At 67.9% G+C, this 18,009-nt stretch carries 16 protein-coding genes and 1 pseudogene; 12 read left to right on the top strand and 5 right to left on the bottom strand.

The window, feature by feature from the left end; genetic code table 11:
* The first annotated feature begins 62 nt into the window (after positions 1-62).
* From BMW88_RS40315 to BMW88_RS40295, 5 genes and pseudogenes are all read left to right on the top strand, one after another.
* Positions 63-461 carry a hypothetical protein gene (locus BMW88_RS40315; RefSeq protein WP_089962403.1) on the top strand — a complete coding sequence of 133 codons (399 nt, stop codon included), beginning with the start codon at positions 63-65 and terminating at the stop codon, positions 459-461.
* Between the two features lie 223 nt (positions 462-684).
* Positions 685-1,749 (top strand): IS701 family transposase, encoded by a 1,065-nt coding sequence (locus tag BMW88_RS40310; RefSeq protein ID WP_089962400.1) that lies wholly within the window; start codon positions 685-687, stop codon positions 1,747-1,749.
* A gap of 19 nt (positions 1,750-1,768) precedes the next feature.
* Positions 1,769-1,924, top strand: a pseudogene (locus tag BMW88_RS44625) (transposase); the annotation flags it as partial.
* Between the two features lie 151 nt (positions 1,925-2,075).
* Positions 2,076-2,681, top strand: coding sequence for an IS3 family transposase (locus BMW88_RS44620; protein ID WP_089962396.1), 606 nt, complete (start codon positions 2,076-2,078; stop codon positions 2,679-2,681).
* Positions 2,682-2,842: 161 nt separating this feature from the next.
* Positions 2,843-3,592, top strand: a complete 750-nt coding sequence (locus BMW88_RS40295) for an IclR family transcriptional regulator (RefSeq protein WP_177221674.1) — start codon at positions 2,843-2,845, stop codon at positions 3,590-3,592.
* Between the two features lie 19 nt (positions 3,593-3,611).
* Here BMW88_RS40295 and BMW88_RS40290 read toward each other — a convergent pair whose 3' ends face one another.
* On the bottom strand, positions 3,612-4,022 hold the full coding sequence (locus BMW88_RS40290; RefSeq protein ID WP_089962390.1) for an ester cyclase: 411 nt from the start codon (positions 4,020-4,022) through the stop codon (positions 3,612-3,614).
* Between the two features lie 192 nt (positions 4,023-4,214).
* Between BMW88_RS40290 and BMW88_RS40285 the strand changes: the two genes are divergently transcribed.
* From BMW88_RS40285 to BMW88_RS40265, 5 genes are all read left to right on the top strand, one after another.
* Positions 4,215-5,579 (top strand): acyltransferase domain-containing protein, encoded by a 1,365-nt coding sequence (locus tag BMW88_RS40285; RefSeq protein ID WP_089962388.1) that lies wholly within the window; start codon positions 4,215-4,217, stop codon positions 5,577-5,579.
* 32 nt (positions 5,580-5,611) lie between these two features.
* Positions 5,612-11,500, top strand: a complete 5,889-nt coding sequence (locus tag BMW88_RS40280) for an SDR family oxidoreductase (RefSeq protein WP_089962384.1) — start codon at positions 5,612-5,614, stop codon at positions 11,498-11,500.
* Positions 11,478-11,951 carry an acyl-CoA thioesterase gene (locus BMW88_RS40275; protein WP_143116515.1) on the top strand — a complete coding sequence of 158 codons (474 nt, stop codon included), beginning with the start codon at positions 11,478-11,480 and terminating at the stop codon, positions 11,949-11,951. The genes BMW88_RS40280 and BMW88_RS40275 overlap by 23 nt, the downstream gene beginning before the upstream one ends.
* A 138-nt stretch (positions 11,952-12,089) precedes the next feature.
* The gene (locus BMW88_RS40270) at positions 12,090-12,365 is read left to right on the top strand and encodes a hypothetical protein (protein ID WP_089962377.1); all 276 of its coding nucleotides are present in this window, start codon (positions 12,090-12,092) and stop codon (positions 12,363-12,365) included.
* Positions 12,366-12,406: 41 nt separating this feature from the next.
* Entirely contained in the window at positions 12,407-12,664 is a 258-nt protein-coding gene (locus tag BMW88_RS40265) for a polyhydroxyalkanoate synthesis regulator DNA-binding domain-containing protein (RefSeq protein WP_143116514.1), read from the top strand.
* 63 nt (positions 12,665-12,727) lie between these two features.
* Here the strand turns inward: BMW88_RS40265 and BMW88_RS44395 are convergent, their stop codons facing one another.
* Complete coding sequence (locus BMW88_RS44395) at positions 12,728-13,213, bottom strand: LuxR C-terminal-related transcriptional regulator (protein ID WP_089962371.1); 486 nt, start codon at positions 13,211-13,213, stop codon at positions 12,728-12,730.
* A 434-nt stretch (positions 13,214-13,647) separates the two neighbouring features.
* Between BMW88_RS44395 and BMW88_RS40255 the strand changes: the two genes are divergently transcribed.
* Both BMW88_RS40255 and BMW88_RS40250 read left to right on the top strand, forming a co-directional pair.
* Positions 13,648-15,183, top strand: a complete 1,536-nt coding sequence (locus BMW88_RS40255) for an ABC1 kinase family protein (RefSeq protein ID WP_218148405.1) — start codon at positions 13,648-13,650, stop codon at positions 15,181-15,183.
* A gap of 137 nt (positions 15,184-15,320) precedes the next feature.
* Positions 15,321-15,638, top strand: a complete 318-nt coding sequence (locus BMW88_RS40250) for a transposase (protein WP_089962367.1) — start codon at positions 15,321-15,323, stop codon at positions 15,636-15,638.
* A 515-nt stretch (positions 15,639-16,153) separates the two neighbouring features.
* On the opposite strand, the gene BMW88_RS40245 is transcribed toward BMW88_RS40250, so the two are convergent.
* The 3 genes from BMW88_RS40245 to BMW88_RS40235 form a co-directional block, all read right to left on the bottom strand.
* A complete protein-coding gene (locus tag BMW88_RS40245; protein ID WP_143116513.1) occupies positions 16,154-17,068 on the bottom strand; it encodes a terpene synthase family protein in 915 nt (304 codons plus the stop codon).
* 81 nt (positions 17,069-17,149) lie between these two features.
* Positions 17,150-17,509 carry a transketolase C-terminal domain-containing protein gene (locus BMW88_RS40240; protein WP_143116512.1) on the bottom strand — a complete coding sequence of 120 codons (360 nt, stop codon included), beginning with the start codon at positions 17,507-17,509 and terminating at the stop codon, positions 17,150-17,152.
* Between the two features lie 34 nt (positions 17,510-17,543).
* On the bottom strand, positions 17,544-18,009 hold a 466-nt coding region (locus BMW88_RS40235), incomplete at its 5' end, for a transposase (RefSeq protein WP_177221673.1).

The raw sequence follows: 18,009 nt of genomic DNA, 5'->3' as shown, positions 1-18,009 counted from the left end.
CTGAGCCACGAGCGGATCACTCGGGTTCACCGGCGTCCGCATCTCAGAACAGGAGCACCGTCATGACCAGGAACCGGATCGCCGCTTCGCTGAGTGCGACCGCGCTCGCCGTGGGGGTGCTGTGTGGCGTGACCACGCCCGCGAACGCCGTGGGCGGTGGCGACGTCAATTGCGGGGGCACGCAGATCACCACGTACAACCCAGGTCTCACCCTCACCGAACGGCCGGTCCATGTGCACCTGACACGCCATTTCGCGCCGTGCATCTCCCTGAGCAACCCGCAGGTGACTTTCGGCGTGACCGAGGAACGACGTGTCACGACCCTGTCGTGCCAGACCCTGGCGGAGCCCGGCACGGGCACCCGGGAGATCGAGTGGAGCACGGGCCAGAAGAGCGAGTACAGCTACACCCGAACCATCACGAACGTCGGCGGCCAGACGTGCGCACAGAGACCGGCATAGTCACCGCGGGACTGTTCGAGGGCAGCAAGGTGGTCCAGGTGACCACCCTCGTGACGCTGAACCTCCTCGACTGCCTGGGCTCCGGCGTCACCAGCGAGTCCGGCCCCATCACGCTGACCATCGTCTGACCGGGTTTCCCCGGTGGCCCGTACGTCGGGCCACCGGGGAAGCAGCGTGACGCCACGCGTCGCACTCGGCCTGGCCGGCGGGCTTCGATGCGTTCCTGGGTCGGTTCGCGGGCCCGTTCCCGCGTGTTGAGTCGCGGCGGCGCATGCGTTGGTATGTCAGCGGTTTGCTTTCCGCGGTAGAGCGGAAGAACGGCTGGACGCTGGCGGAGGCCGCTGGTGACGCCGGTCCGGAGGGCATGCAAAGGCTGCTGAACTTCTACGCCTGGGATACCGATGGGCTGCGTGACGATGTCCGAGGCGCAGTGGCTGAGGCGATAGGCGATGCCGGGAACGGCGTGCTGATCGTGGACGAGACCGGTTTCCTCAAGAAAGGCGCCAAGTCTGCCGGGGTGGGGCGGCAGTGTTCGGGGACGGCGGGGCGGATCGAGAACTCGCAGATCGGGGTGTTTCTGGCCTATGCCTCGCCGCGCGGGCGGGCGTTGATCGACCGGGAGTTGTACCTGCCGAAGGACTGGACCGAGAACCGGGAGCGGTGTCGCGCGGCGGGAATCGGCGACGAGGTCGGGTTCGCGACCAAGCAGATGCTCGCCCGTCGCATGATTGAACGTGCGCTGGAGGCGGAGGTGCTGTTCGGGTGGGTGACCGCGGATGAGATCTACGGCAACGACACGATGTTCCGGCTGTGGCTGGAGGGCCTGGACATCCCGCATGTGGTGGCGGTGCCGAAGAACGCGGTGGCGGTGTCATCCGGGTTGCTCGAGGTCCGCGTCCACCGACTGGTCGCCGAGTTGCCCGACACCGCATGGGAACGCCTTGCGGCCAGCGTGGGAACGAAGGGACCTCGAGTGGCGGACTGGGCCGCGGTCGACATCCGCCCGCCCTGCCGGCCGGGGTGGGGTCACTGGTTGTTGGCCAGACGCAGCGTCTCCGATCCGTCCGACATCGCTTACTACATCTGCTTCGGCCCGGCCGGCACCACCCTGCCACACCTGGTGGGCGTTGCGGGAGCGCGATGGGCGGTCGAGGAGTGCTTCCAGGCCGCGAAGAACGAGACCGGGCTGGACCACTACCAGGTTCGCGGCTACCAGGCCTGGTATCGGCACGTCACACTCTCTGAGGTTCCCCCGGTAGCTCGGAGACTTTCAAGCATGGTCCGATAGGACCTGAAGGGAGTCGTCCGTGGCAGCACCGAAGAAGTACCCCGACGAGCTGAGGGCTCGTGCGGTCCGGCTGTATCGGGGGTCGGATCCGAAGCCGGTGATCCGCCGGCTGGCCGAGCAGCTCGGGGTGCATCACGAAGCACTGCGTAACTGGATCCGGCAGGACGAGGCCGACCGAGGCGAGCGGACGACCGGACCACGACCAGCGAGTCGGAGGAGCTGCGCAGGCTTCGGCGGGAGAACGCGGAACTCAAGCGCGCCAACGGGATCCTCAAGGCCGCGAGTGCTTTTTTCGCCTCGGAACTCGACCCGACCCGGCGACGGTCGTGAAGCTCGTTGCGCAGCTTCGCGGCCGCTTCGGGGTCGAGCCCATCCTCCGGGTCCTCGGCATCGCCTCCTCCACCTACTACGGCTGGGGCCAGCGCCAGGCAGACCCGTCACCGCGGCAGCGGCAGGACGAGGAGCTGGTGGCCGAGATCGTGGACATCCACACCACCTCCGGCGGTACCTACGGCAGCCCGCGGGTGCACGCCACCCTGCGCCGCCGCGGGATCCGGGTGTCGCGCAAACGGGTCGAGCGGCTGATGCGCGGCCACGAGCACCGCTGCCAGTCACCGGCGGGCCACGTGCCGAGCCGGTCGAGCACGCTGCGGCCACTGTCCGGGGATTCGACCGCCTCGGGAGCGCCGGGGGCGCCTGTGCTCACGCCGGCCAAGTCGTGCGAACCCATTTTCACTCCTCGCGGTGGCGGCCGGTTGGTTCTGCCCGAGCGATCCGGACGGCCGGGTGGGCACCGGTGTGGTTCGCAGGTGCGGGGGATTTCGGTCCAGGCCGAGTGGTCCGGCCGCCGGTGGGCAGGAGTTGTGCAGTCGGTCGACGCCCCCGACCGGAAAACGAATCGAACCCTAGTGACCGGAACGAGCGAACCATAGTCGTTCTCATCGGGCGGAAGTAGAATTATTTTCGTGCGAATACCGGTAACCGCCAAGGCATGTACGACAAGTGCGGCTGAACCCTCGCGGGAAGAATGGTGATCGGAACAGTTCCACGAGTTTCGTTGTCGCGACGGGAGTAGTGAATGGATCACAATGCTTTGTGTGCGGCCGAGAAGTTGATCGTAGTGCTGGAAACGCTTGCCGCCGAAGGCGGGCCGCTGGGGGTGGCCGAGCTTTCCCGGCGCAGTGGCCTGCCGAAGTCGACGGCGCACCGGCTGTTGCAGACATTGCAGAAGTACCTCCTCGTGGAGCGGTGGAACGGCAAGTACCAGCTGGGCGTCAGGGGCCTGGAGCTGGGCGAGTCCATGCGGGTGCCGGACCCGAGACGGTTACGGGTCCTGCTCCAGCCGTGGTTGCAGGACCTTTACCACCAGACTCGGGCAGTGGTGCAGTTGTGCGTCCTGCGTGGCGCCTACGTCGTGTCCGCGGAGAAGCTCTGCGGACACGATTCGGTCGTGCTCGCGCTCCGGCTCGCCGACAGGGCCCGCGCCGCGCGCACGGTGGGCGGAACAGTGCTTCTGGCGTACTCGGCGCGCTCCTGTCCCGAGCTGTCGTTGCACCAGGACCTCGTTCGCATCCGCCAGCACGGCGTCGCAGTCGGCTGGGACGCGCCGGACAGGAGTGTCTGCACGGTGGCGGCGCCTGTCCTGGACCAGAAAGGCCACGCCGTCGCTGCCATCGCCGTGAGCAGTCCTGCCGGCGCGGGCGATCCCGGCCTCGTGATCTCCTCCCTGCGTTCGACCGCGCGCGCCGCCTCGATCGCGGTGCGGCCGGTCCGCCCACCGAGGAGTGTCGCCCGGGGGCATCCGGAGGCGCCGGACGAGCGGTCCGTCCGACAGCCGAGGTGATCGGCGTTCGGGTCGGCGGTCACTCCTGCTTGCCGAGTTGCTGGAGCAGGTCGTGCAGGTCGTAGGCGAACCAGAGCTCCACCATCCGGTCGTCCCGCCAGTCGACGAAGGTGAGCCCATAGGTCGAGTACTGCCGGCCCGAAGGCTGGATGCCGAAGAGTTCGTTGCGGGTGTGGGTTCCGGTGCTGTGCCAGCGCAGCGCCGTCCGGTCACCCTCCTGGATGACGTCGCGGACCTCCATGGTCTGGTCCGGGAACGAGGTCAGCATCATCTGGAGAAAGATCTTGAACTCTCCGGGTCCGTGCACGTCCCGCGCGATGGGGTCGTGCGCCACGAAAGTGTCGTGCACGACCTCGCGCACGATATCGGTGTTCGAGTTCAGCCACACTTCCTCCACAAAACGCAGGTGCCGTTCTTTGGCGCCCATCATCGACCCTCTCCTCGATTGGTCCGGCTGGACCCCGTAGTCCCGATTTGGCAACGTCGTCACGCTAAGCAGTTCGGCTCGACCTGGTCAACGGTCGTTCCGTGGTGCGGAACAAAGAAAATCGGTGGTCCGTCCGCCGGAACTTTCCTTGTACGGTCACACTCGGCGCGCAATGGTGCTGTAAGCCGATCGTCAATGCCTCTAGAAAAGGTTCCGCAGACTATGGTGAAAACCGCTTTCCTGTTTCCGGGGCAAGGTTCGTTCGTTCCCGGCATACTGCGTGATCTCGCGGACGAGGGACCCGTTTCCGAGACACTCCGACGGGCGGATGCAGTCGCCTCTGGCTACGGTCACGGCAACATCCGATCCGTGCTCACCGACAGTCGCTCCCCTCAGCAGCGGGCGATGACGGACGCGCCTTCGACGCTGTGGTTGGCGATCTTCACCACCTCGACGGCGCTGCACGCGTTCCTGCGCGCCGAAGGGCTGCGCCCCGATGTCCTGATCGGCCACAGCCAGGGAGAGATCGCCGCGTTGACGGCAGGCGGTTGGCTGGCCCTCGAGGACGGCCTCCGCCTGCTCTGCGAGCGGGAGGCGCACCTCAGGGCGCACTCACCGCGCGGTGGGCTGCTCGCGGTCGAACTGGGGGTGCGCCGCACCGAGGGGCTGATCGGCATGATGGGTGACGCGACCGCGGCGATGGCGGCGGACAACGCACCCGGACAGACCGTGATCTCCGGCTCCGAGGACAGCCTCGCAACGGCGCAGAAGGTCCTTGCCGCGATGGAGGTCACCTCGACCCGGCTGCGAGCGCCCTACCCGTTCCACGGACCGTTGCTGGCGGGTGTGACCGAGTCGTTCCGCGAGGTCGTCGATGGGGTCGAGTTCCACCTGGGCCATACCCCCGTGTTCTCACCGATCCTGGGGCGACCGATTGCCTCGGTCGACGACGCCCGCGCGGTGGTGCGCAACCATCTCGTCCAGCCCGTGTGGTTCCGCAAAGCCGTGTTCGAGGTGCTGGCCGATGGCGTGGACCGGTTCGTCGAGTGCGGCGCCAAGTCGATCCTGGTGGACCTGGCCCGCCGGACGACGCCGAATTCGGTCGACTTTCTGGCGCCGCTTACGCGAAGGGCTGCCAAGGCCGACGTGCACGCGCTCTTCGACGCCTCCGCTGACGCGCCCGTCGCCCCGCACGACGAGTCCGCGGCAGGCTCCGTGCCGGAAACGCCCGCCGTCCCCGCGGCCGCCGAGCCGGAGACCACCCCGGTCGCGCTCAAGGCGAACGGCCGGCTGCCCGAAGCCGATGTCCTGATCGACGAACTGCGGCAGATCTTCGCGGAGCAGCTCGGCTACCCGTTGGACGTCCTGACCGACGACGTGGACCTCGAAGCGGACCTGGGCATCTCCTCGGTCAAGCAGATCGAGCTCTTCACGATCGTCCTGGACCGCTACAACCTGGCGACGCCGCCCTCTGACATCCGGCCCGGCTTGTTCGCCACGCTGCCGGACCTCGCCACCTTCCTGCGCCGGTTGGACGACGACGCCGCCAAAGCCGCGTGACCGTGGACAAACCCGAGCAGCCGAGGTCAATCATGGATCAGGAGTTCGCCGACCGGATCGTTCTCGTCACCGGCGGCGGCCGCAACGTCGGCAGGGCGACCGCCCTGGAGTTCGCCCGCCGCGGCGCGCACGTCATCGTCAACTACTTCCACTCGCCCGAGGCCGCGGCGGCCACGGTGGAGGTCATCCGCTCGGCCGGGGGATCGGGGGAGACGATCCGTGCCTCGGTGGCCAAGCGCGAGTCCGTGCGGGAGATGTTCGCCGCGATCCGGAAGCGGCACGGCCGGATCGACGTCCTGGTCAACAACGCCGCCCAGGGCGTGCTGCGGGACTTGGACGAGCTCACCGACCTGGAATGGGAGAAGACCTACCGGACCAACGTGCACGGTGTGCGCTGGTGCATGGAACACGCCATCCCCTTGCTGGAGGCAGGCAGCGGCAAGGCCATCGTCAACCTGTCGTCGATCGGGTCGACGCACGCACTCGGGGCCTACGCGGTGGTCGGCTCGTCCAAGGCCGCACTCGAGGCGCTCACGCGTTACTTCGCCGCCGAGCTGGGGCCCAGCGGTATCCGGGTGAACACAGCGTCCGGATCGCTGCTGCACAACCCCGTGGCGGACGCGTTCCCCAACGCCCGGCAGGTGCAGGAGCTGTGCGACGCGGCAACGCCGCTGCGGCGGCCGTCGGAACAGGACCTGACCGACGCGGTGGTCTTCCTGGCCTCCCCGCGCGCCGCGTCGATCACAGGTCAGACGTTGGTGGTCGACGGGGGGATGACCCTCGGGCAGCGGATGCTGACCGTGCCCGACGGCCGTCCACCCGCCTGGACCGAGCGCACCCCCGGCGTGCGCGTCGGACTCAGACCCGCTGTCGCCGCGGACGCGGACGTCGACGCGGGAAGCGAGGGCACCGGGCAGGAGGGGGCACGGCAGCAGCAGACCCAGGACCCCGGAAAGCCGGCGGGCGCCGCGCCGCGTGTGCGGGAGGTCGCCGTGGGGGACCCGGACCGCCTCGTCGCGGTCGTCGGGATGGGCTTGGCCGTGCCCGGAGCCAACGACCCGGAGGAGTTCTGGACCCTGCTCAACCGCGGCGAGCACCAGTTCTCCAGCCCATCGTCCTTCAACGTCGAGGGCATCTACTCGCCGGACCCGCGAGCGGAGGACCGCAGCTACTGCCGGGCGTACGGCAGCATCCGGAACTTCGTCCCGCACCCCCGGCTCGCCGAGGAGATCGCCTCGGGAGGCGATCCGGACCACGACGGTGCCGTGTCGTGGCTGCGGCACAGCGTCCTTCAGGCGCGGGACACCGTCCGGAACCGTCCGGGTTACCGGCACGCCTGCTACATCGGTGCGTGGCCGGGAGGCATCCGGACCCTGGAGGAAACGATCCTCAAGTCCGCGGTGCTGCGCGCGGCCGACGCTGCGGGCGGGAGCGCGGCGCACCGCCGCCGGGTGGAGCGCGTGCTCGACGAGCACTTCCGCGCCGCACGCAGCACCCTCGCGCCCGCAACCCCGGAAAATGTCGTCCGGCGTGCCATTTCCGGCATTCTCCCCGACGACACCGTCCAGCTCATCGTCGACACCGCCTGCGCCTCGTCTGTCTACTCCGTGGACTTGGGGGTCAAGGACCTGCTCACCGGGAACTGCGACATCGCCTACTGCGGTGGTGTGAACTCCGGAGTCCGGCGCGACATGGTGTTGTTCGCCAAGTTGCGCGGACTGTCCACCAGCGGGCAGGTGCGTTCCTTCGACGAAGCCGCCGACGGAGTGCTGTTCAGCGAGAGCGCGGCTGTCGTCGCGCTCAAGCGGCTCCGGCAGGCGCAAGAGGACGGTGACCCCGTCCTCGGGCTGGTCGCCGGGTTCGGCAGCTCCTCCGACGGGCGCGGCAAGGCCATCTCGGCACCGGACGCGCGAGGGCAACGGCTGGCCGTCACCCGCGCCCGCGCCGTCAACGACGTCCGCCCCGAAGAGGTTGATTGGATCGTGGGGCACGGCACCGGGACCCCGGTGGGGGACAGGGTCGAGCTGTCGACCCTCGCGGAACTCGCCTCGGACGAGGGCGTGCTGTGCACGTCCAACAAGGCGGTCGTCGGCCACGGGGGCTGGGTGGCCGGTGTGATCTCGTTGATCCACACCCTGCTGGCCATGCGCCACGACCGGATCCCCGGTCAGCCCTACTTCACCGCCCTTCCCCCCGGTATAGACGAGAGCCGGATCCGCGTTCCTTGTGGCCCCGCCGCCTGGCCCACCGGCCCGAGACCGCGCACGGCCGGCCTCTCCGGTTTCGGGTTCGGCGGCACCAACGCGCACCTGCTCGTCCGCGACACCACACCTGCGCCGGAAAGCACCATCCGGTCCGCGCCCGAACCGAGCTCCGACGAGATCGTCCTTGTCGGCTGGAGCAGCCACTTGCCCGGCGACTTCACCCAGGACGATCTCCGGCGGTGGCTGGCGGGCAGCGGGCCGGGGCCGCGGCGCTCCTTCGGACCGGACTACCCGGCGCCGCCCCTGCGCCAGCTGCCGCTGCCGCCGATCACGGCCCGGACGATCGACCGGTGCCAACTCATGGCGGTCAGCGCGACGCACGCGTTCGTGGCCGAACACGGCGAGCTCTGGACGGGACTGAGGGAACGAACGGGAGTGATCGCGGCGCACAGCGGCCCACCACGATCACTGGTGGACTACACCCTGCGGGTGACCGCGGGCTCGGTCGACAGCGCGCTGCGCAGCGGCTCTGACGACGTGGAGATGGCGGCGACCAGGCAGTCCTTCGACGACGCGATGAGCAGGCTGCGCGATCGCGTCCCCCCGTCCAACGACGACTCCATGCCGGGCGTGCTCACCAACGTCATCCCGTCGCGCGTCGCCAACCGCTTCGACCTCAACGGCGCCTGCATGACCGTGAGCTCCGGTCATGCCTCGCTCAACGCGGGCCTGCACGTCGCCGCGCAATACCTGCGCTTCGGAGAACTCGACGTGGCCCTCGTGCTGGGGATCAACGGAAACAGCACCTGGTCAGGAGCGGAGACGTTCGGCAGGGCGGAGGCAGGGGTCGCCGAGGGCGCATTCCTGTTCATGCTGAGCCGCGCCTCGACCGCTCGCGAACACGGGTGGCCGGTGCTCGCCGGGATCGACAGCACCTATGAGAACGAAGAGATGACGATTCCAGAAGTCGAATGGGGGTCTGCTGCTGGTGAACAGAGCTACCTCGGCGGTGACAACGCCCTCGCGCTGCTGCGTGGCCTGTGCGTGGGCATGCCCGCTCTGCGCCTGCCCGGACGGGGCACCCATCCTGCGATCGTGGTGCGCCGCACCGGTGAAACCGGACGACCTCCGCGGGCGCGCGATGAGGAACGCGAGGTCACCGAGCCGCCCGGCGCCGACATCGCCGCCCGGCACGTGCTGAAGATTCGGCGTGAGGACGAGGCGGCCTCCGGCGCAGGACTCCCGGTGATCCCGCGCGGCGGGATCGTCCTGACCGACTCCGACGACCTGGCGCGCGACCTCGCCGACCAAGTCCACCGAGCGCAGGCGGTCCTGGTGACGACAGGGGGTCTGCGCGCACCGGAGGGTGCGCTGCAGGTCGCCGAGTTCGCCGACGCGGACGCGATCTCCGACGTGCTCGACGACCTCGTCACGGCTCAGCCGCACATCCGGGTGGTGACGCGGGCACCCGACCCCGTGGCTGGGGTTTCCGCCCCTTCGCCGGCCCTGCTTCGGTTGCAGGACCTGGTTTTCCTCCTGCTCAAGAGGTTCGGCGGGCGGGCGGGGCAGGGTTCGGTCGGTATGGTGCTGCTCGACCGCCTGATCAACTTCGACGTACACCCCGACCTGGCGCTGTTCACCGGTCTCGCCCGTTCCCTGGTCTTCGAACTCGACGGCGCACCGGTGCTGGCCGTGGTTTCCGACGGCGATCTCGGAACCGCCCTCGACGAGTGGGAACGCGAGTCCCGCACCAGCCGTGCACGCACCGTCGTCCGCTACCGATCGGGTCGCAGGCACGTCGAGTGCCTGCGACCCGCACCGCTTCCCGCTGTGAAGGACACCGGCCTGTTACGCGAGGACGAGTGCGTTGTCCTGGCCACCGGCGGTGCCAGGGGCATCACGGCGGAGACGATGGCCCTGCTCGCGGCCAGCACCCAGGCCAAGCTGTGGCTGGTCGGTACCGTCGCGCTGGACGACGTGCCCGATGACATCGCCGACGCGCAGGAATCCGCACAGGTGCTCCTGCGAAACAAGTACCTCTCGGCCTGGCGGGCGGAAGACCCCGATCGGCGGCTCCCGGACCTGGTTCGGCGCTTCGACGACCTGTGGCACAGCCGTGAGGCGTTGGCGAACGTGCGGAGGTTGCAACGGCTCGCCGGATCGAACCGGATCCGGTACGCCCCCTGCGACCTGCGGGACGAGGCCGCCGTCGCGGCGCTCGTCGACCGGATCCGCGCTGAGGACGGTCGCGTCGACATCGTGGTGCACGGGGCGGGCCGCAACCACGCAGGCCGGCTGGCGACGAAGACGCTGGCGCACTTCCGCGAAGTCCGGGACGTGAAGGTGCTGGGTTACGTCGCCCTCAAGCGCGCACTGGCCGATCTGCGGCCCCGGCGCTGGTACAGCTTCGGCTCCCTGGTTGCGGTGCTCGGCGGGGAAGGAGAGGTCGACTACGCCGCCGCGAACGAGTTCCTGCTCTCCTCGGCACATCGTGCCAGAACTCTCGACGGTCACGAGGAAACCACGGTGTGCTGGAGCCTGTGGCGCGACGTGGGGATCGGCGCAGAACCCTCGCTGCGCAAGGTGATCTCCCGGCGTGGGGCGCTGAGCGGGATGCCCACCGCTGAAGGGGTCCGGCACTTCGCCGCCGAACTCGCCGCCGACGCCAATCCCGAAGCCACATCCGTCTATGTCGGAAGAAGCGAACGCGCCCATCTCTCCCGGTTGCTGTCCACGGCCACCAGCCCGCCCGACTCGCTCAAGCCGATCGGATCCGCCCTGGTCGAGCGCCGCGACAATTACGCGCTGTGGGAGTGCAGGCCCGATCCTGGGCGCGACCAGTACCTGCTCGACCACGTCTACCGCGGCCGCTGCGTCATCCCGGCGGCACTGTTCTCCTCCTTGGCCCTAACCGCGGCCGAGCGCCTCCGAACGGACCACAGGTCTGTGTCGGTGCTCCAAGACCTGGTCTTCTCCGAGTTCATGTTCACCGACCTCTGCCGCGCGGAGCCGCTGTTCTCGCTGCACGTTGAGCAGGAGGACGAGCGGCGGGTGCGCGTGTCGTGCACCTCCGACCTGGTCGACAGCCGGGGCAGGGTGCTCCGGCGGGACCGACGACACTGCGCCCTCACCGCGGTCTTCGGCCCCCGGCTGCCCCCGTCCGGAATCCGGCGCGACAGGCCCGACATGACCTCGGCCGTGCGCCTGGTGCGGAACCCGTACGCCGTGGCGGAATCACCGGTGCAGGTCACCGGAATACTCGACACCTTGTTCGACATCCGGCTCCACCCCGATGCCAACACCTGCCGGTGGATCTGCCGAACCGATCCCGCGGAGTTCTTCGGCGCCATCCCCGAAACGGTGACGCTCATCGACGCCATGGGTCAGTTGAGCCTGCTCAGGCTGACTGGGGACGACCACGTCTCCGTCAAGGTGCCGCAACGGATCAGCAGGTTGCACTATCCGGTGTGCGGCAACGACCTCGAACTCATGCGCCGGTATTCCACGGGGCTGGACCTCACCTACTTCGCCGACCAAGACGTGTGCGTGGCCACCGCGCCGGATGGTGAGGTGGTCGCCGAACTGCACCACGCCGAAGGTCTGGTGGTGGCCGCGGTGCCACTGGCGTCGGTAGTGGCACCGGGAACAGTCCTGCCGGCCGGACCGACATCATCGACGGAGGAGGCCCGCCAGCATGACGCTCTCCAAGCCGTATGAGATGGAGAAGATCGTCACCCTGCAGGACACCAACGCGATGGGCAACGTCTACTTCGCCGCATTCGTTCTGTGGCAAGGGGAGTGCCGTGAGCGGTGCCTGATGCAGTACGCACCCCAACTACAGGACGAATTGAGGAACGGGCTGGCGCTGGTGACAGCCTCCTGTTCGTGTGAATACCTGGACGACCTGCGGCTCCTGGACCTGGTCCTGGTGCGGCTGGTCTTCGGACCCGTGCGGCTCAACACCGTGGAACTGATCTTCGAGTACCACCGCCGGTCTCCGGACGGAGACAAGCTCGTCGCCCGGGGACGGCAGGTGATCGCCGTCATGCGGCACCGCTCGGGGGAGCACGGCGGTGAACTAGCGCCCGCCGCCTGGCCGAGGTGGTTCCTCGCTTTCGCGGCCGAGTTCGACATCGACCTCCGCCGGGCGCATGTCGCCCTCGGCTGAGTGCACGCAGACCGCTCCCACCGTGTTCGGCGGTGTGGCCCCGTGGGGCACGGCTCGCGTGCGTCCCGGCAGGCCGCGTGGTCCGCCGATTCCGCGAGCCACCCCAACCGGACGACTACGAGACGAGGAGACCGGCCCATGACGAGGAGCAGGACCAGACGACGCGGGAGCCTCACCGGGTTCCTCAGCGACATCGTCGACGACACCAAGGAGTTCGTCGACGATTTGCTGGACCGCGACGACGATTACGACGACCGCGACAGGCGCGGCACGTCGCGCAGGACGGTGCGCTACAACGACGAGGACAGGGACCTGGAGGGCCTTCGGGAGCAACTGGACCGGCTCGGGCAACAGATCGACCGGTTGATCCAGGCGCTGCAGCCGACATGGCAGCAGCAGCAGCAGAGCAAGTGAGCGCGAGGGCCTCCAGGGGCGGCCGCCGGCTCGTCCGCGAGGTGGACGGCACCCTGCGCGACGGCGACACGCGGGATGCGATCGCCATCGCGGACTTGGTCGACGGACTGCGCTCGGGCAGGCGGTTCCAGGTTCGCACCCGCGATACCGGAGAGGACTGCACCGCCGAGGTCCTGGCCGAGGTCCTTGTCGAGGTGATGACGAGCCGAGGTGGCATCCGCCGAGCCGGTCCGCTGGAGCCGCTCCTCGGGATCGCTCGTGCCGATCCGCCGCGGAGGAGGCCACGACGGGCAAGGTGAGTCGGATGGGTTCGGCGTGGCCAGCCTGCGGTGGCCACGCCGATCACCCATCGGCGAGCACGCTCACGGCGCCTGGGCGGCGAAGCCGGACGGACGAATCCCAGCTCCCGCGTCGGGCTGGCACGAGGTCTCCGTGGTGCCCATCAGGCGGACACGACGGCATTCGGCGGGGTCGACCAGGAGTTCGCTCAGCGCCTTGGACGCCGCCTCGGTACGGGTGGTGACGTTGAGCTTCATCAGCACACCGTGCACGTAGTTCTTGACCGTCTTCTCCGAGAGCTCCAGGCTTTCGGCGATCTTGCGGTTGGGTAGACCGGCGGCCATCAGGGTCAGCACCCGACGTTCCTGGTTGGTCAAGCGGCTGCCGCTCGTGGAGACCTCCCGCCGTTCGTGCGGTACGGGTTGTGCGGCCTGCTGTTCATCGTTGAGTTGGGCCAGCAATCCCACCAACTCCGCCAGTGACGCTTGTGCTTGCTCCGCGCACCGCACTGCGCGTTCGGCAAGGAGGTCGATCGAAGCAGTCGTAGTCATGATGCCTTTTCTGATCATCGGTGGAGTCGGCTGCTGTTATCAGGCGCGAACGGAATAGGGTCGGGCTGGAATGGTGAAACAACGTCTGGGCCCGTGTCCGCAGAAAAGGTATCCGCATTTCACCAGTCAGGACCGGTGCGAGTGCAACAGGCGTGCGCACGCCCCAGCTCGGAGCAGGCATTATCGGCCGGTGCCTCCGTTTCAGTGCGCCGGTCGAAGTGTCGGTGAGTCGTCTGCGCTGACTCCCCGGCACCCTTACATTTCAAGCGGGGCGCTGTTGCGTGGTAAACCGCCGTTGGAGTGCCGGGGCTCACCTGAACGCTTGCGTGCGTTGACGGAGCGTCAGGCCCAGGCCATAGGTTCCGGGTACTTCTGTCCAGGTTGCTCGGCAGGGTGTTATCCCTTCGGTTCTTGCTATGGTTTGAAAGTGCCGGCGGACTGTGGGCGAGTCCTTGACCGACGAAGTGGAATCGAGGGCGATGATGAGCCGAGGGCGCGCCCACGTGCTCGCCGGCGCTTTGGCGCGCCTGCTCGTGGGCGAGGTCGGTCGTGCCACTACGGCGGACAGCGGTGCTGTCCGGCAGCGGCAGCGGGCCAGAGCCGTACGCGAGACGCTCGAAGGGCTGGGTCCCTTTTACGTCAAGATCGGCCAGATCCTGTCGACCCGCCCCGACTTCGTCTCGCAGGCGACGATCGACGAGCTGGGCGCCCTGCACGACCGCGTCGGCGCAGCGCCCTTCACAGTCTTCGAACCCGTGCTGGAGGCTGAGCTGGGCCGCGGCTGGCGGCGCTGGATCCGCGACATCGACGTCGAGCATCCGATCGGATCGGCCTCGCTCGCCCAGGTGTACCGCGTCCGCCTGGCTGACGGCCGCAGCGCGGCGCTGAAGGTGCAGCGTCCCGGCATCGCCTCGATCGTGCACGCCGACATGGCGGTACTGCGCAGGGCGGGCCGTCTGCTGGCGACAGCTCGGCCGCAGTTCGACGAGGTCGTCGACATCGCCGCGGTGCTCGAGGTGATCTTCGAGGCGATGGCGGGTGAGCTGGATTTCGGCGTCGAAGCGCGGAACATGGAGTTGGGCGCACGCATGGCCGAAGGATTCGACCTGCTCACCGTGCCCGAGGTGCTCCTGGCCACACCGCGGATCCTGGTGCAGGGAATGGCCCCTGGGAGCTCCATCCGCGACATCGGCAAGGCCAGCCTCGGCGCCGACCAGCGGTTGGCCGTCGCCCACGACCTGCTGGCGTACATGTATCACTGCTACTTCGTCGGACGGACCTTCCACGCCGATCCACACCCCGGCAACGTCTTTGTCCATTCCGACGGCCACGCCTCGCTGATCGACTGGGGCATGATCGGCCGAGTCGACCGGTCGATCAGCCTGAAGTTGGCGCTCACGTTGTCCAACATGGCCCAGAACGACGGGGAAGGCGCGGCGGCCGCATGGGTCGAGATGGGCAAAGCCACGCTACGGGCCGACATAGAGGGGTTCACATCCGACGTGGTGAGCCTGGTGCCCAGGGTGGCAGCCGCCTCACTGGACGAGCTGAACTTCGGGATCACCTTCACCACCTTGCTGCGCTACGCCACGCGACGGGGGATCAGGACACACCCGATGATCCCCATCCTCGGCAAGTCGTTCGCCAACATGGAAGGCTCGATCCGCTGCCTCGCACCCGAGTTGTCGGCAGCTCAAGTACTGCGGACGGAATTGACCGGCATCCTGATGGACCTGACGTGCGAGATGCTCTCCGAGAACTACCTGGCCCGCGGCGCTTTGGAACTCATGCTCGCCTCGGACAGCAGCTTCACTCAAGCCAGGGGAGTCCTGCGGGACATGGCGAAACGCGAGACCAGGTTCACCACCGATTCGCAAGGCGCGAAGAAAGCCGGTTCGGGCCTGGTCAAGTACGCTTTAGGGGCACTGGGCGGATTGGGGCTGTCCAGGTGGTGGCTCCGACATCGCGACGACACAAAGCACCGGTGATCATCAAGTGAACCTGTGCCGCTCGAAAAGTCATCGCTGTACGTCACGCGGCGTACCTGTACTCGATGATGAGTTGGGCTTGACCCGTTTTGACGGACATCTGAGATCAGGGGTTCTGCCCCTGGAAGGATGTCCCTATGAAGACCACGGGCTCGAACAAGCCCCGGCGTCCTCGTCGTGCGTTCACCCCGGAGTTCAAGGCGGAGATCGTCGAGCAGTGCCAGCGTGGTGACCGCTCGATCGCGCAGGTCGCGAAAGATTTCGACCTGACCGAGACCGCTGTGCGCGAGTGGGTCAGGCAGGCCGAGCGTGACGCCGGGACCCGCGACGACGGCCGGCTGAGCAGCGACGAGAAGGCCGAACTGGCCGCGCTGCGGCGGGAGAACCGCCGGCTGCGCGAAGACGTGGAGATCCTTAAGCGGGTCACGGCTTTCTTCGCGAAGGAGACCTGGTGAACGCACGACGAGGACGCCGGGGCTTGTTCGAGCCCGTGGTCTTCATAGGGACATCCTTCCAGGGGCAGAACCCCTGATCTCAGGTGTCCGTCAAAACGGGTCAGGCCCGACTTCCCGTCCGACCGCCGCGCCCCTGCCCCGCACACCACGATCGCCTCGTCCACCGCGTCCCGCGGCACCGCCGTCACCAGCACACCCAGCGACACCTGATCCGGCAACGCCACACTCGCATCCACGAACAGCAACCGCCAGCGTTCGGCGTGACGATCAGGACACTACGCCGGACCATCCACACAACACCAAGATCAACTTGAGCTACGTGGCATTGGCACTGGAGCGCCCTCGTCGTCGAACGGCGATTCGCGCCGATTGATACCGACTTGTGGTGATACGCGACCTGCTCGTCTACACGACGGTCGAACCTTGCAGGATGCGTTCGACCATGCAACTCCGGCGCCCTTGCCCAGGTCTGGAATCGCTGCTCACGCCGATTCGGTCTGGTTGAGCTGCCCGTGTCACCAGTCATCGGAAGCCTGTGCCGCACGTTGGTTCCGTACCGGTAGCCGAGGGAGGCCTGTGCGGCGTAGCCAGGCGATGTGGCCGCTGACGCAGTCCTGCAGACGCAGCGACAGCGATCGAACCGCAGTGTCGTTTTCGGCAGCGAGGAGCTCGCAACCCTTGACGAACGCGACCATGATTTCATCCCGGCGTCGGACCGTCTGGTAGACCGCGACATCCCATGGGTGTCCTTCGCGCATCTCGATGCAGTTGACTGCGTTCGCCGCGAAAGGGCCGCTGCGCAACGACAAGGGATACAACGCCACGTCGTGGTCCAGGCCGATGACGTCAACTGCGGCCAGGGCGAGCCGTCGTACGGTGGGCACTGCCCACGGCCCAGGATGCAGCCCGGGATGTCGGGGCAGGGTGAGGACGCAGAGAGCGGCCACACCGGCCCGTCGTCGGGTCACGTAGTGCCCGAAGGGGGGAATGCTGAGGCGAGAACGGCACTGGTACTCCCACCATCTGGCCACAATGTGGTTGCGTACCCGAGCCGACCAGGAGTGGACGGCGGATGGGTGCAGCTCCTCGACGCGCCACCACAGGTCCGTCAGTGCCCGCGACAGTGGATCGCCGGCGCCCATTCGTGCTTGAGGGTGCTGGAGGGCGCCGAGCAACCGCTGGACCAGTATTGGGAAGTCCTCCTGACGTGACCGGGTGGTGCCACGGTGCGAGACGGCCTCCAGGGCGAAGGACCACTCGACGAAGTCGCTCGTCAGTTGAGCAGCCTCCGCCCCGGCGTCGTAGTCGAGGTAAGGGCCGAGGCCTGACACGCCGCCTGCCGTGGTCATGCCCGGGATCACGGTGTTGAGCACGGTCAGGCCCATGTCCTGTGCCCATCGGGCACTGTCTTCCACCAGTTGTGCTGCCAACGGATGCGGTCTTCCGGGAAACGGGCACCAGAACGGGGGACGTGGTGGTGCAACTCGGGCGTGGGTCACGGCCGTGTCGGTTCAGCGAACCGATCGCAGTGGTCGGGTTCGCCCATGCGCCTTGTCCGACGTGTCAGGCGGATGTCCGGAGCTGGAGCGCAGGCCGGCCAGAACGGTCTGGGTGATCGACTGGGCGTCCAACCCGGCTTCGGCCAGCAGGGTGTTGCGTGGACCGTGGGGCAGGAACGCGTGCGGCAGCGACACCGTACACACCCTGCTCGGAGCGAGGGATGTGACGGCCTGGTGAGCGAAGCACGCGCCGAATCCACCGGTCGTCACGTTGTCCTCGACGATGACGGTCAGGTCGTGGGCGGCGGCCATCCGCAGGAGACGCGGATTGAGCGGTACTGTCCTGTCCGCTTGAAGGTGGCGGATGAGCACGCTGTTGACCTGTGGTCCGCCAACTAGTGGTGCGTCACGCAACGTTGACCGGGTAATGGGTCCAGGTGCGGATGGGTGAGTCGGTGGCGAAGCCGGTCTTGGGCTTGGCACGGGCGTTGCGCCAGCGGATGTAGGCCGCGATCGCGGTGTTCTGCTCGGTGTGGCTGCGGTGATCGGTGCCGTTGAGAGCGAAGTAGCGCAACGCGGCGAACTCGGCCTCGATCCAGTTCAGCCAAGAGCTGTAGGTCGGCAGGAACACCAGCTCGACCTGGTTGCCGGCGGCCCATGTGCGGACGTCGGGGTGGCGGTGCGGGGAGAAGTTGTCCATGACCAGGTACGACTTCTCGCCCGGCCAGCGGGCGCGCAGGGTTTTGAGTAGATCGAGGAACTCGCTGTGGCGTTTGCGGGGCCGGATCCGGTAGAGGATCTTGCCGGTGGTCAGATCGAGGGCGGCGAGCATGTGCATGACGCCGCCGTAGCGGTTGTAGGTCGCCCGTAAT

This window comes from Lentzea xinjiangensis, assembly GCF_900110955.1.
GTDB classification, from domain to species: domain Bacteria; phylum Actinomycetota; class Actinomycetes; order Mycobacteriales; family Pseudonocardiaceae; genus Lentzea; species Lentzea xinjiangensis.
Note: the sequence above shows the minus strand (reverse complement) of the source record. Positions and strands in the feature narration are given on the sequence as shown.